We start from the raw sequence: 15,206 nt of genomic DNA on the forward strand, positions 1-15,206 counted from the left end.
AATCATGGTAAAGGATTTTAGATCGTCAATACCCCCCCAAATTACCTTGCTGTCGCGCAGTGTCGTTTTCGAAAATACGGTGTTCTCGGTATTCGCCGATCACATCGCCGATAACAGCGGGCATCAAGTTGAGCGCTATCTGAGCGTTCTGCCCAAGTATCTTGTGGATGACAGCATCGCCGGCGTGGCGGTCATACCCGTCGCCAACGAGAGAATAGGTCTGATTCGAATATTCCGGCATCCGGTCGGCCGTTGGTCGTGGGAAGCGATTAAAGGACATGTCGAGCCGGACGAAAATATACAGGCCGCGGCAGTACGTGAGTTGCAAGAAGAGGCCGGTTTCTCGGTATTGCCGGACGCGTTGCTCGATTTGGGATTTACCGCTCCGGAAGCCGGTGTGATCAAGGCGCGGACAAGACTGTTCGCGGTGGACGTGGAGCAATCGGCGGCGAGAACCGTGGCAGGGGAACTCGGCCACGGCGAGATGGTGTTTTATTCCCGAGGCGAGATTGAAATGCTGATTGCCGAAGGCGAAATCGAGGATGCCAGTACCCTGGTGCTTTTATTTAAATATTGGTTTCAACAGCATGAAAGGCCATGAAGTTTATTAAGCGCAGTGATCGTGCGCAGCCTAAGGTAAGTCTGATCTTGCTCGATTGGAGTGTGCGGGAAAGCTTTCATTTACTGAATTATCTGAGCAGGCAAGACATCGATCGAGACTTGTTCGAAGTCATTATCATCGAATACTACTCCCGAATATCGGATGCTATTCGTCCCGTCGAAGCTCAAGTCGATTCCTGGCTACTGCTGGAAATGCCGGACGATTGTTATTACCACAAGCATTTGATGTACAACGCTGGGATAGTGACCGCGAAGGGCGAGATTTGCGTGATTTGCGATTCGGATGCGATGGTGAAAGAAGGCTTCATTCGAGCTATCATCACGGAATTTGAAAACAACCCTGGCATCGTTCTGCATATCGATCAATTTCGCAATACGCGGAAAGATTTCTACCCATTTAACTATCCTGATTTTGCAGAGGTTACCGGTAAAGGGTGCATTAACAATGTCGGAGGAAAAACCCGGGGAGTTGTGGATGACAAGGATACTATCCATAACCGCAACTACGGTGCCTGTATGTGCGCTCGGCGAGCCGATTTGATTGAAATTGGCGGTGCGGACGAGCACATCGATTACCTGGGACATATTTGCGGTCCTTACGATATGACCTTTCGGCTGGTCAACTCGGGGCATCGGGAAATTTGGCATCAGGCCGAGTTCATGTACCATACTTGGCATCCGGGGCAAGCCGGTGAAGACAATTATCTCGGCCCGCATGACGGCCGCCATGTGTCCACGACAGCGCTGGATGCATTGATTAGGGAGCGCGTTCATCCCTTGCTGGAAAATGCGGCAATTAGGCAACTTCGTTTGTCTAGTGACGCGCCAGACTCTACCCGGTTTGAAATTTCTCCGGCACATTTCAAGGCTTGGCGAAAAGACAAACTCCGCCACGGTCAACAGTGGATTGCGGGAAATACATTCCGGAAAAGTCGGCATGGATTCGTGATCGACCGGACTCCCGAAGGGTTTGTCGGTTATCCCAAAGTACTCGATCATCCGTTTTTTTCAAAAGCACGGGAAGCCTTGGAACTGCGTGCCGCTACCGAATCGATGTTGCTGGAGCGTTTGGATAACGAGATATCTGGCGATTTGAGACGGTTGCTTCCGGTCATAGGCACGTTGACTTACCTGTCTAGGGCATTCGGACTGGCTTTCCTTTATTTGCAAAGGCGTTTGCTACGGTTTTCGCAAGGAGTTGCTTAGCATGCTTTTAACGCACCGTATAGCCTTTCGATGGCATCAATTTCGAGACGAAACCCAAGGCCTCGTCGAGGGCTTTCAATCATTATTGGTCAATCTTGTCTGTCTTAAACTTAAGTTCCCCGAGAAACAATCCGTCATCGTGATTCTCGATAGCCGGAGAGAGGCGGTAATGCTTTGGTTGCTTTGGCTGTGTAATATTCTGCCGCGTTATGAAGTCTGGGTGATTCGCCGGGCCGGCGATCTCGAGTTACGCTTGCAACGAGACTTTGGCGGCGAATTGCTGCTGGTCGCCAGCGCTAGGGTTTTTTGTAAGCACTATGGTTTACTGGTGGAGCTACGCAGGCAGCGCCGTTTGATCGTATTGTAGCGAAATGAACGCAGTAATCCGTTTTTTAATCGGTCTTTATCAGGGCAGGCGCACGATTCGGGCGCTGGCTCGCCGCGATGTGCTATCCCGTTATTCCGGAACCTTGTTTCGTAGCGCCTGGGAGCTGGCCAATCCGGCATTAACCTTATTGGTCTTTTGGTTTGTGTTTTCGGTGGCGCTCAAGGCTAAGGGACCGGACGGGATTCCATTTATTTTATATTTCGTTACCGGCTACGTGCCCTGGCTGTTTTTTTCGGAAAGCCTGCTGCGCGGCACTCAAGGTGTAGTCGCACATAGTTTTTTAGTGAAAAAAATGGTATTTCCGTCAGAGTTATTACCGTTTGTCTATCTTAGCGGCGGAGCTCTCAATCATGTGGTGTTGTTATTGCTCGCGGCGGTCGTATTGTTGTTTAACGGTGTTGCCGTTTCTTGGTATTGGCTGCAAATTCCCTACTATTTCTTGACCTTGTGCGCCACGCTGCTTGGTCTGCAATGGCTGCTATCGGCACTGAATGTGTTTAGCCGCGATTTGGGGCAAGGTGTTGGGGTTGTACTTAACGTTTGGTTTTGGGTAACGCCGGTGGTTTGGGTTGCGGACGGTGTCGTGCCCGCTGAGTATCAATGGTTAATGGCCGCGAATCCCGTAGGCTACGTGGTTGAGGGATACCGGGGCGCCCTGTTGTACCACAAGCCGTTTTGGATCAATTGGGAACAAGGCTTTTACGTATGGGCCGTGGCACTGGTTTTTGCCTGGATCGGCGCCAACGTGTTTCGCCGCCTCAAACCACACTTTGGAGATGTTTTGTGAATCCCGAAAGTGTTGCGTGCCGCGAAAGTGATTTAGCCATTTCGGTTGCAGACGTATACAAAGCCTATAAGCTTTATCCGTCCCACCAAGATCGTTTGAAGGAGGCCTTGCACCCGTTTCGCAAGCGCTATCATCGGGAGTTTTCCGCTCTCAGCGGCATAAGCTTCGATATCCGCAAGGGTGAAAGCGTCGGTATTCTCGGTAGAAACGGCGCCGGAAAATCGACGTTGCTGCAACTGATTGCAGGGGTGCTAACTCCGACTAGTGGAACAATCAGCGTCAACGGGCGAGTTGCCGCATTGCTTGAACTGGGCGCCGGTTTCAATCCCGATCTAACCGGACGCGAGAATGTGATACTGGCTAGTACTATTCAAGGCGTTGCCGAAGATGCTATTCCCGACCGAGTAGCCGCAATTGAGGAGTTTGCCGATGTCGGGGTGTTTTTCGATCAGCCGATGAAAGTCTATTCATCGGGCATGTATGCGCGGGTTGCTTTTGCCAATGCAATTAATGTTAACCCCGACATATTGATAGTCGATGAAATACTGGGAGTCGGCGACGCCAAGTTTCAGGAGAAATGCTACAGCAAAATTAGAAGTCTGCGTGAACAAGGAGTTTGCATCCTTTTCGTTAGCCATAGCACCGAGGTAGTCCAGCGGAATTGTGAGTCGGCGATTCTCCTCGAAAGCGGAAATGTAGTGAAGTATGGGCCTGCCGACGCAGTGATTGCCATCTATCACGACCTGCTTTATGGTTCTGGCGCGACGCTTAAAAATAATGGCAAGAATAGTGAGAGTCATAACAAAATTGCCAGCGCTTCCTCCTTTCTAACTGGTAACTTGCCGGGTTCGGAGTTGGTAAATTTTCTCCAGAATGGTGCCGAGCCCTGGTATCAGCGCTCTGGCCTTTATAACCCGAACGAACGACGCTTCGGAAATGGCGATGCCGAAATTGTGGATTTCTTCGTGACTGCCGACGGACATGCCAATTTCGATGTGTTATCCGGGAATGAAAGTTTAGCTATTTACATCAAAGTTAAATTCAACAAGTATATTGCGCAGCCCGAAATCGGCTGGGCTGTCGTTAGTCCGGAAGGAATAGTCCTCTCAGGCTCAAATACTGCAATGACGAAAGTTATACTTCCTCAGACCGTTTCAGGCGAGATAAGGGCATATGAGATTAAACTCCAACCCACACTATGTGGAGGAGATTTTTTTCTCAATCTTGGCGTCGGTGAACGTGTTGGCAAGACATGGACGTTCTTGGACAATCGGAGGGCGATTATTCATCTTACTGTAGCGCATCAAGAAAGCGCTTCTGGTTTTTTCAACATACCCTTCAAATGTAAGCCTATTTCTGATTCAATTCAGCATGAATAATTATACGAGCAACTCTAGCCTCTTGGTTGTTGGCCCTCCACGCAGTGGCTTCACCCTTCTGCTTTCAGTATTGTCCATCCTGTATAGAGATCGTGGTAACGCAAAACCAAGCGCCCAAGCAATTGCCGATCCCTACATCGCTATCGCCGGCGAATATCTCGATGCCGCAATACGCGATTGGTTTTGTTCTCAGGTTGGCGAGGACAGGCTTTTCTACAACAAGGAATTCTCGATCCTGGTCGGTGGTCCGAAGTGGGTTTCGGCTGGCGACACAGAAACGATCTGCATTCGCAAGTATCTCGGTATCAAGGGGGCGGGAGACTTTACGTTTCTGCTGTATTTGCCGCGTTGGGTGATGGCGTTCGACGAAATCATTCATTCTCACAGTCACCCGGCACGCTGGCCTGCGATGCCGGACTATGCGGGATTCAGGAAGTTTGCATCGATCCGCAATCCGATCGATATCATCCATTCCTCTGTTTTTTCGATCAATGCGCTCGCCAGCGAATATATCCAGCGTGAGTTGAAGCTCGACGAGCATCAGATTCGCCGAGAGCTTGCGCTCAACAAGTTGACTAATCCGGAATTTATTTCCGGATTGATCGTTTTTTTGAAGAATTATCTGGATGAGTTTATTCCCGCCATCGGCCAATACGATTATCTGATGCGCTGGGAAGATTTGATTCAAGAGCCTGTCGCGGAGATTCGGCGCATCGCACAAGCTGCAGGCGAGCCCGTTAGCGCTGAGTATGCCGCTCGTGTTTGGAGCGAATTGGATCACCGTAATCTCACTCGCTATCACAGGCATAGCTTCCGCCGTGGTTTGCTGAACGACTGGCAGTTCAATATTACGAACACTCACCTCAAGCTTTTTGAGGATGCCGGGTTCGGCGCGTATCTGGAGCGATTTGACTACGATCCGATTGCCTTCTTTGACGAAAGTAACTGTACCTCGGACCAGATACTTATTGAGGAGCACATTCGGCGAGGGGAGCCCTATATAGAAAATCTCGATGACGATTTGATTACCTTTGCATTCAATAAGACAAACTTTACGCCGTCACCCCGTTTTCAGTTCAAACACTATCCGCGTCAAGGGGCAATTGAGATTGAGAAGTCTACGTTGCGAGACGAGGCGCTGGCGACTGGGTTTATGTCCCGCATGGCGACAGTCTCCGAGACTGTCTATCGGTATTTGACGGCGCTCCGTTTTGCGGCGATTGCCGCAGCGGAAGGGGATGAGTCTTTGCTGCGGGAGCTGCGTATCCGCTACAAGGATATTTTTTCCGAATGGCTCGGTGATCGGGCGGAAATCATGTTTTCGGCGCTAATGCAACCGTCTTCGTTGACGGCGCCTCCTCGTCTGGTCGGAAGTAAGTCCGGCTACAACATCGTGTCGTTTGGCGGTATTCACTATGCAGTGCCTCAATCACTTGGCCCAATGGATTTGAGCCAGTTGGACATATCCTCATTACCTGCGGGAATCCTCGCTGGGCGCTCGCATGACGAAGCTCTTCAAGCAATTGAAATGGTATCTAAACAGTGACTCGGTATTTGGATTTTTTTGAGCCAACGGTAGCATCTTCAATCGAGAAACCGCTTGCGGATGCTTATGCGCGTGGTGCCAGAAGAGTATTGGTTACCGGAAAACCCGCTCGCAGAGAAGAAATAAGCGATCTGCTCGATAAACTCGGGTTTTCGTCGGTTGAGAATCCGTCGGCGATTTTTCATGCATCGGATGTCGTTAATATTGATCTGATTGTTATTGGCGGTGGTGCTGGCGACGAGGTGTCGAGAACGCTTCACGCATGCATTGGGTTATCAGTCGCTGTGATTGCGCCAGTAACGGAACATCACGTCAGCAAACGAACCGTATTCCTGCTGTCGATACCGAAAGCAGGCACCCATATGCTGATCCGCTTATTCGGATTGATGGGACTGGAGCGGTCCTCCGATCGGAGGCCACGCCCAGGCACCTGGTCCACACCCGTTGGATACGAGTACCATGCGCCGTGTCGGGAGCTTTTGGCCAATGATGCGTTCGATCCGCAAGGTCGACAGTTGCTGTTTCGCTCTCCAGCCATTTTTGTGTATCGTAATCCCTTGGATATAATCGTTTCCGAGCTGGATTGGTTCAAGAAAGAGGAGCATGCATTTTCCGGTTATTTGAATTATTTTTCCGATGAAAAGGAACGTTTGAGTCAGTTGATTCAAGACGATACGGTGATGGGTTCAATCCGTGACAGAGTCCGGCGGTATATCGGATGGATGATGTTCAATAATGTCATTCCTGTTAGTTATGAAGAATTAGTAGGTAGCCGTGGAGGCGGGTGCGATCTTCAACAAGCAGAATCGATTTGGGCGCTGCAGCTGAAATTGCATATTGCCGGTAGTCCGCAAGAATATGCAAAACAGTTGTATGATCAAGGCAGCGCCACGTTTTCAAAAGGCCGCATTGGCCGGCATCTGGAATGTTTCGGAGACGAGCAATTTGCGTTGTTTGACCGTTTGCCTCAGGATTTCATGCAAATATTAGGGTATGCAAGAGGCTCGTTTATTTCGAAGCGAATTAAAGACTTATTGCACCGTCCGTTGGTGGTCAAAGGTATACCGGAAGATTTGCTGTATGTCCCGCGTTTGGCGAGAGAAGGAATTCTCGGGTTTAACATTGTCGAGATTGCCGGACGCTATTTCCCGATTCGCCAGGGTAAATCGATCGAATCCCTATCGGAGGCAATCGCGTTTTTTAACGAAAACGATGGGTTTACAACCATTAAAGAAGCAGAACAGTTCGTCCATGCAGTTGTTCAACAGGAAGGCGCTTACAATACCGATAATGGCTTGATATTAGAAGGTTTTCTGGGTTTCAACATCGTTCGATGCAAAGGATGTTGGTATGGATTTGATCAATCTGTCGGTGCTTTGGATGTGGATGGTTTGAGTAAAGATGATATTGCGGCTTTGAGTAAAAAGAAGCAGTGCGTCGGAGGGGAAAGCATCGCGGACGTTAAAGCTGAGATTCTAAAATTAGCTGTGGTAGGGCAGCAACATTCCAGTAAAGAGTTTCAGAGTACCCCGTAATTTGATGTGTTGGTTAAAACCCTAAAGTAATAGCCTGAATTATTCCAAAATGAACGAAATAATCCACAAACAATCCGAACGAACTGCATCACGGTTATCCATTATCTTATTGGATTGGGGCTGCCGCGAACGCTTTACCGCCTTGGATTGGTTAAATAAGCAGGATGTTCCCAGAGAAACCTACGAACTGATCTGGGTAGAACTCTATGACCGGGTAATGGACGAGGTGATGGAGAAAGCGGATGTTGTCATTACCTGCAATCAGCGCGGCACCTATCACAAGCACCTCGGCTACAACATCGGGTTACTGCAAGCGCGGGGAGACTTGATTTGCATCTGCGATAGCGATGCGGTATTTCCGATCGATTTTGTCAGTTCGGTGTTCCGCTCTTTCGAAATCGACTCTGGCGTTAAGGCGCGGCCTATCGTTTTGATGCACTATGAATGGCGTACATCGCTACTTTATCCGGACGATCTCACGGATGCCGAAGAACTCAAGAATAGCGAGCGCTGGCAATGGTGGCCGCTGATCGTCAACGAAGGGGCGTGCGTGACGGTGCGGCGAGAGGATGCGATTCGTTTCGGCGGTTTTGACGAACATTCAAGCTACATCGGTTACCTGTGCGGCCCCTATGATTTGGCTTGGCGCCTCGTCAATGCAGGCTGGGCCGAAATTTGGCACGACAGCTCCGTGGCCTTATGGCACTTCGCGCATCCGGATCCGATTGGCACCAACGGTCAAAAGGCATCTCTTAAACAATTGATGGAAAAAGCTCATCCTCATTTGCACGGGCATGCATTGACCGCCGTCGAGGCTTTTTCGAGCGGCCGTTTTCAGCCGCTGCAAGAGAATGCACAAATCTGGGCGATGCGTATGCGTGACAGGCAGATCGGATCGGAGTTGGAGACTCGCTATTCGAATTTGACCGGGCCGCGAGGGTTTTCGGCGTGGTATGTTGCTGTTTTATGGTTTTCGCTTGTGAAGGAAATTATAGGACAGTATCTTGATGATCGGCTATGGAAACCCACTCTAAGCAATATTCGTAAGGTTCTCGGAGAGAGGATTTATTCTAAACTCCGGAGTATCTATCGCGAATATGTGACAGCATATCAGATCGATTATTCGGTTCTTGCGGAAAACCCAATATTGTTATGTGCGTACCGGCAGCACAATATTGTTAAATTCCAAGACAATTTTTATGCTGCTTGCCATGGCTTGGGGGATTTGGATTTAACAACCGTCGAAGGGCGGGCGTGCCCTGAATTATTGGTATCGAATAACTATTTTCAGTTGTTGAAAATGGTTAGAAACCATAGATTAAGTGCAGAATTAAATAATTAATAAAAATGGAAAAATTAAAAAACTATGATATTTTCTTGACGCATGCGTGGCGTTTTCATGATGATTGGAAGAGGTTCTCCGAACTTCTGGATGGAACGGCTAACGTAGCGTGGCGTAACTTTAGCTTACCTTGGCACGATCCGGCGATGAATCCGAATAGTGAAGTTGGAGGACGTTTCATCCGGGATTTTCTGGAAAGCCAGATTATTCCTGTCCACAGCGTTGTGCTACTGAGCGGCGTTTACAAAATCAATAGCGCTCGCCGCTGGTTCGATATGGAAGTCGAAATGGCTCGTAAACATAATAAACCACTGATCGGTATCCCCGGGTTGGGCGAAGATTCCGTGCCCGACGAAGTGGCAATCCTTTGCGACGAGTGTTGTGGCTGGGATGCGTTACAGTTATTGGCTACAATAGATCGGGTTAGAGAACTACCCAAATATTTGTAGTTTGTCCGAAGTTTTATGGCTTCTTTGTCTAAATGTTATTGGGTAGCCATTTGAGGAACATGAAATGAACGATACAACCGTTGTCATGACCCTAAAAAAGGGTTCTTCTACCACACAGGTCGAAGGCGTCAGAGTGGCATTCAGTCCGCATCAATGTTTTGCCTTCGATAATGGTAAAGACGATTTGGCATGTTTGAACGCATTGGCCAATCATCTTAAAGTTCTGCCTGGGCTGGTTCTTGTCGGATCGCGGCGGTTTGTGGAGTATTTTCTTCAAAATATACCCGATATGGCGGATCATTTTATCGGTTCAATTGTTTATCCGTCTGCAGTGGATGGATATGTTGGGCATGGCCTTGCTTCCGTTTCGCTGGATATCGGATTGTTGCCGGAAACCACAGAAACAGTTTTTATCGGTGAGACCTTGGAATTACCTAGGATGCAGATTAAACAGCAGCTTCCTAAATCCTTGAATATCGTCGAGCCGACAATTTTGGCTAAAATCGATCCCGAGGTTATTCCGGCTCGAGGCTGGACGCCTCTGCAGCGTAATATCTATCCGATCGAAATTCCGGTTATCAGCTTCAGGGAAAAGCTTGACTTTGCAATTGTTGACGCCCCATCGCGAAATCTCTCGCTGATGCCGAATGGTCTCGGGTATCTAAATAATGCTTTGAAAAAGACCAGCGTGGTATTTCAGATACTGGATCTGGATATTATTTCCTATCACCGCTTCCATGTACATCGCTTGTACGACATGGGCGGCCAAATCGTGCTACCCGGCGATCTGGTATTGCCGGAAGATCCGTGGCAAGCCGAGCATTACGATCTGTGGACAGCCGCCGGCGGCGGAGCGTCCGGAGTAACGGGGCGGAATGAGGTACTGGAATTTTTCAGACCTGTGATCGATGAAACGATAGATGCACTGGTTCAAGCCCGTCCAAAAGTACTTGGATTGTCGATTCAAGGTTGTAACGAGGCGGCGGCTCGCGAGATTGCGGTCGGCGTCAAAGCAAAGCTGCCCGAGATAGTCATCGTGGTGGGCGGGTTCAGTTGCTATAACTCCGATATCGGACGCAGAGCGTTTCCCGAATGCGATTATATGTGTATCGGTGAGGCTGATTTGACTGTTGGGCCGCTGCTTGAAGCGTTAGCGCGGGGAGAAAAGCCTTTCAATCAACCGGGTATTCTGTCGCGTTTCGATACTCCGGATTTCAGATACTTGCCTGCGCCGATGATCCATGACCTGGACAAGATCGAATTCCCTAAATACGAATGGTGCGATTTAAAGATTTATCGTAATTTCAATGATTACCAACTGACGCCAATTATTGCCAGCCGTGGTTGTCGCTGGTCGCGCTGTAGCTTCTGTGCCGAACGATTTTACTGGCGGATTCGTACGCCGGAAAATTTTGTCGATGAATTGGAGTGGTTGGTCAATCAAGGTTGCTACCTGTTCATGTTTAATGAGAGCGATCTTGGCGGTATGCCTGAGCGGGTTGAGGAAATATGCGACGAAATCATACGCCGCGGATTGCACCATAAAGTCAAACTCACCGGCCAGTTGCGGGTGAATAAAAATCAAACCCGATCATTCTTCGAGAAGCTGCGCGCCGCGAATTTCGTTGCGCTACGGTTCGGTATCGATGCCTTTTCGGAAAATACTTTACGACTGCAAAAGAAGGGATACACGGTCGATATGATTTCTCAAAATCTTAAGGATTGTTGGGAAGTCGGAATTTTTACAGAAATTAATTGGGTTATTGGTGTTCCAGGCGAAACCGATGCTGACGTTGAGGAAGGTATCGAGTTGATTTTAAGGAACAGCAAATACATAGGCAGGCTGGCTAACATCAATCCGTTGATATTAGTCAACGGCAGTGTGTATTGGATAGATCCCGAGGCGCATAACATTGTGTTTAAGGAGCCAAAGGAGCAGATCTACGCAAAGTATCCGCGGGCTTTGCCTGCTGATCAGTGGTATAGCACTGATCCCTATATCGATGCCCAGGTGCGAAAGGAGCGCTTCGAGCGGATCGTAATTGCGCTGTACGATGCGGGGTTCAATGTAGGGGCTTGGGCAAATCGCATCATTGAGGATGTCAAACTATCGAGGGATAAGGCCCGTACCGGCGGTGCGGTTGGGGATAGCGGTAGTTTCGGCGAATTTGAAATTGCTGGCGGTGAAAAAGCAGTAATTTCTTCGAAACAACCTTTATCCGAAGAAGAGCAAGCTGTCGATTTGGCCAGCCACCGCAGGCCGCTCGAAGAGAAATTGCATACCGAAAAGGTTGTTTCAATAAAAACGGCTCAGTCCAAGAGGCAATCGGCGGCTGAGCCCGCCGCGGCTCCGCCGTTACATGGCATCGTTGGCGAATCGCCGCAATTACTGCGGGAAACAGACACCCATAAGGTGATATTTTACAATGGTTGGTATTACGGGATCCCTTATGGATTAGCGGGTGTTGATCTCACGGACCCCGCGGCAGCCAATCACCCTGGCATTATTCGCCTTGCCAGTGAAGCCGAAGTGGTGAAACTTATAGAAGAAAGCGAGCGCTGGGCAAATTCGCGCGGACAATATGATGACCAGAAAAAACAGCGGGAGGGGGGGGCTTACATGCGCGCGGATAGTCTGGGTGAAACATCCGGATTGGTCGAGCTTCCCAGTAAACCAAGAGTTTTTGCAATTGGTAGGACTTATGTCGCCGTCAATCAGACCTCCTTGGAAAATGCTTTCAAGAAGAATCGGAGTTCTGTTCACACAATCGGGCCTAAACAGCGCGGGCCTGGTGCTGCCAATACCAACCAGATTCCCGGTAGTACTTTTACGAGGCGTGTAGTGAGTAAGTTTCCTCCCGTACTTGTCGATAGAATACGTGGTTTGATTCGCCAGCAATCCTATAGTGCCGGAATCGCATCCGGCCCCTTGGTGACTAAAAGCGATAGGCAACTGGCTGGCATGCTGTTGCGCGCACTCGGCGATACTTATATTAAACAGCCGTTAAGAAACCTTCGTCGGACGCTTACTAGCGAGGATCGCTCAGCAATGGGCATTGAAGGTATTGCGGTGGAAGGCGAGGATTTTTCCATTATTTCCGTAGTAACCAAAAATGCTCAACCCGAACTTATGTGGACCATAGGTTCCTACAATATCGTTAAGTTCGACGGGCAGTATTACGGAGTACCGCATGGGGCGTCAGTCGATTGGGAGGCGGGAGCGATCTCTGCAATCCCAGGTATGTTGATTGGCGAGCATGTTGCCGATTTGGTGGCAATGATCGATAGAAAAACAAATGTGGTTAGCAATGACAAGGTTGTTAATGCGACTATCGTTGCGACCGGCTCTGCTGTTTCAAGCAATCCCGTGCTGCTCGGTAGTATGGAAGAGGAGGGCTACAATATTGTTTATTACGAAGGTTGGGTATATGGCATGCCGCACCAATTAGGCAATATCGACCTGACCTTGGTGGATGTGATGGAAATGCCCGGCGTAATTCGAGATGTATCTCGCGACGCTGTGGAATCGGAAATCGTTTCACGAAGCGAAGAAAAAAGGCACGTGGCTTAATGTGGTGGAGACGCAAGCGATGTAAATTGCCGTTTTTCTCCACGCAAGGTATTTTGCAGCAAGCTGATCCTCGGTGTTGGCAGGATCATTTTTTCGGTTTGACGCCAGCACGGTGGGCTAGATTGGCTGGTTGCGCATTCTGGATTACCGGAGCCGGCACGGGTTACGGACGTGCCATTGCTCTGGCTCTTGCGGCAAGCGGGGCGACGGTATTTTTGACCGGGAGGCGGAGCGAAAAATTACAGGAGACATTGGATGAAGGAGTATGCCTCGGGATCAAGACCGATCAGTGTATTCCGATTGTTGCGGATATTACTTCCGAGTCGGATCTGATTCAAGCAATAGAATTGATTTCGCGGCATGTTTCGAAACTGCATGGTCTTGTCAATAACGCCGCCCAGCCCCAACCCTGCAGTGGAAATCGACCGTTGACCGAACTTAGCCTCGCATCTTGGAACGAGCTAATGTCTGTCAACGTGACCGGCCAATGGCTGCTTACCAAGCTTGCCATGCCGTTATTAATTAATAGCGATTCCTTACGCATCGTGTTTATGTCATCGGAAGCTGGTTGGGCATATACCTCCGGCTTTGGACCGTATAACATCAGTAAATCCGCGCTAAATACGCTTGGGGCTTCCTTGGCTGCCGAGTGGGCGGGGCATTTTCCCGACAAAGACATTCAGATCAATGTGTTAATTCCCGGAGAAGCAAAAACCGAAATGAATCAAGCTTCAACCATTAGCCCTTACTCAGTGGTTAGTATGACGTTAACATTGCTGTCTCATCCATCTGGTGGGCCTAACGGGTGCTTTTTTCATCGGGATGGTAGGCATTTAGAGTTTGCCTACTCTCCCTCTTATGTGAATGACCTTCTAGTGCCATAAGCAATTCTATTTGTTCTGGAGTATCTGCCCAGTGGGTTTATTGCGGTTATTTCTTGCTTTATCAGTAGTGATTCATCACTTGCCTCAACGCTCTTTTGCTTGGCTAAACGCTGGGGTAGCCGTACTCGTGTTTTTCATAATATCCGGGTTTTACATGGCTCTTGTTATTAATGAGAGATATTCAAAAATGGAATTTTGGCATTGGCGATTTTATTTGAGTCGCGTGTATCGAATATTCCCCGCATATTATGCTGTCCTCTCTTTCGCCTTGATATGGTTTGCCATTATAAAATCACCTTCAGTGTTTTCCGAAAACTATGATTTAGGCTTCTGGAGGCAGCTTGGGCTTATTTTGCCAAATCTTTTTATTTTTGGGCAGGATATGTTCCAAGCGATATTAATGACCAACGCCTATGAGAAACATAACATTATATCTGATTCGTTTTTTGCTTTCCTGGGATTGGGTTTCTTTCAGAATCAGTTCATGATAATCGGACAAGCTTGGTCATTAGCGGAAGAGCTAGTCTTTTATGCCCTAGCCCCTTTTTTTGTCCTCAAAAGAAGCAGAATTTTAGCAATTTTAGCGATCTCACTAAGCATAAGAGCGCTATTACAAGCACAAAGTAATTCATTTCCTCCTATCGTTTGGGGCTATTGGTTTTTCCCAAGCACCATATCGTTTTTTTGCCTTGGTGCATTGGGTTATTTTGGGTACAAAAAAATCTCCTGTTTCAATTGGGGGAAAACGGTAGGAGTTATGGTCTGGGGCACAGCGACTATATTGGTTATATACAGATTAATACATGGCGGTATCCTTTATGAAGGTTCCGACTGTGATTCGGTTAATCACTGGATATTTTTTATTGGCGTCGCAATATGTCTCCCTTTCATTTTTTTAGCGAGTAAGGACAGTTATTTTGACCGACTTTTGGGTGAATTTTCTTATCCCCTTTATTTGGTCCATGGTTTTGTAATAGGAATATTGTTTAGTCGATTTGGATTAAAACCTGGTAGTTTGGTTTTCGAAGCACTAGTCATCTTATGTTCAGTTGGCGTTTCAGCTTTGATATACATTTGCGTCGATTATCCGGTTGACCGGTACAGATACCACATTGAAACTGCGAGCCTTTTTTCACTACTTAGGCAGACTTATTTGATGGTTACCATGATTTTGGTTATTGGATTTGTTTCGAATACTAGAACCCAATTCTTAGCACCACATCCGTTATTGACTCAAGAGCGTCCCAGTTTGTATGGGAAAGCCAAAAGTATGCCACCTATTTTAGTGGAGGTTGTCGGTAAATTTAATATTGTGAGTTTTAACAATTTGTATTATGCAATTCCTCACGGACAAGGTGTAGATTGGAACCACGACAATGTTTCCGAACTTCATGGCGTTCTGACTGGCAGTAGTCAGAACGAGATAATTACGCGTATTCAGCATTAAATTTACCAGCTTACAACTTGATGACATCCCTATCTATTTCATTGTTGCTAC

At 48.2% G+C, this 15,206-nt stretch carries 12 protein-coding genes; all 12 read left to right on the forward strand.

Annotated elements, in window-relative coordinates:
• The first annotated feature begins 4 nt into the window (after positions 1-4).
• The gene (locus NP596_RS02915) at positions 5-601 is read left to right on the forward strand and encodes an NUDIX hydrolase (RefSeq protein WP_256613716.1); all 597 of its coding nucleotides are present in this window, start codon (positions 5-7) and stop codon (positions 599-601) included.
• A complete protein-coding gene (locus tag NP596_RS02920) occupies positions 598-1,827 on the forward strand; it encodes a glycosyltransferase family 2 protein (protein ID WP_256613717.1) in 1,230 nt (409 codons plus the stop codon). Before NP596_RS02915 ends, NP596_RS02920 begins: the two co-directional genes overlap by 4 nt.
• A gap of 169 nt (positions 1,828-1,996) precedes the next feature.
• Positions 1,997-2,194 carry a hypothetical protein gene (locus NP596_RS02925; RefSeq protein ID WP_256613718.1) on the forward strand — a complete coding sequence of 66 codons (198 nt, stop codon included), beginning with the start codon at positions 1,997-1,999 and terminating at the stop codon, positions 2,192-2,194.
• A 4-nt stretch (positions 2,195-2,198) separates the two neighbouring features.
• Positions 2,199-3,002 (forward strand): ABC transporter permease, encoded by an 804-nt coding sequence (locus tag NP596_RS02930; RefSeq protein ID WP_256613719.1) that lies wholly within the window; start codon positions 2,199-2,201, stop codon positions 3,000-3,002.
• Positions 2,999-4,381, forward strand: coding sequence for an ABC transporter ATP-binding protein (locus NP596_RS02935; protein ID WP_256613720.1), 1,383 nt, complete (start codon positions 2,999-3,001; stop codon positions 4,379-4,381). The genes NP596_RS02930 and NP596_RS02935 overlap by 4 nt, the downstream gene beginning before the upstream one ends.
• Positions 4,374-5,927 carry a sulfotransferase family protein gene (locus NP596_RS02940; protein WP_256613721.1) on the forward strand — a complete coding sequence of 518 codons (1,554 nt, stop codon included), beginning with the start codon at positions 4,374-4,376 and terminating at the stop codon, positions 5,925-5,927. The genes NP596_RS02935 and NP596_RS02940 overlap by 8 nt, the downstream gene beginning before the upstream one ends.
• The gene (locus NP596_RS02945; protein ID WP_256613722.1) at positions 5,924-7,462 is read left to right on the forward strand and encodes a sulfotransferase family protein; all 1,539 of its coding nucleotides are present in this window, start codon (positions 5,924-5,926) and stop codon (positions 7,460-7,462) included. Before NP596_RS02940 ends, NP596_RS02945 begins: the two co-directional genes overlap by 4 nt.
• 49 nt (positions 7,463-7,511) lie before the next feature.
• Positions 7,512-8,804, forward strand: coding sequence for a glycosyltransferase family 2 protein (locus NP596_RS02950; protein ID WP_256613723.1), 1,293 nt, complete (start codon positions 7,512-7,514; stop codon positions 8,802-8,804).
• Between the two features lie 5 nt (positions 8,805-8,809).
• Positions 8,810-9,253 carry a TIR domain-containing protein gene (locus NP596_RS02955; protein ID WP_256613724.1) on the forward strand — a complete coding sequence of 148 codons (444 nt, stop codon included), beginning with the start codon at positions 8,810-8,812 and terminating at the stop codon, positions 9,251-9,253.
• Between the two features lie 64 nt (positions 9,254-9,317).
• Entirely contained in the window at positions 9,318-12,824 is a 3,507-nt protein-coding gene (locus NP596_RS02960) for a B12-binding domain-containing radical SAM protein (protein WP_256613725.1), read from the forward strand.
• Positions 12,825-12,850: 26 nt separating this feature from the next.
• A complete protein-coding gene (locus NP596_RS02965; RefSeq protein WP_256613726.1) occupies positions 12,851-13,708 on the forward strand; it encodes an SDR family NAD(P)-dependent oxidoreductase in 858 nt (285 codons plus the stop codon).
• A gap of 31 nt (positions 13,709-13,739) precedes the next feature.
• On the forward strand, positions 13,740-15,155 hold the full coding sequence (locus NP596_RS02970) for an acyltransferase family protein (protein WP_256613727.1): 1,416 nt from the start codon (positions 13,740-13,742) through the stop codon (positions 15,153-15,155).
• Positions 15,156-15,206 lie beyond the last annotated feature (51 nt).

The organism is Methylomonas rivi (assembly GCF_024505165.1).
GTDB lineage: Bacteria > Pseudomonadota > Gammaproteobacteria > Methylococcales > Methylomonadaceae > Methylomonas > Methylomonas rivi.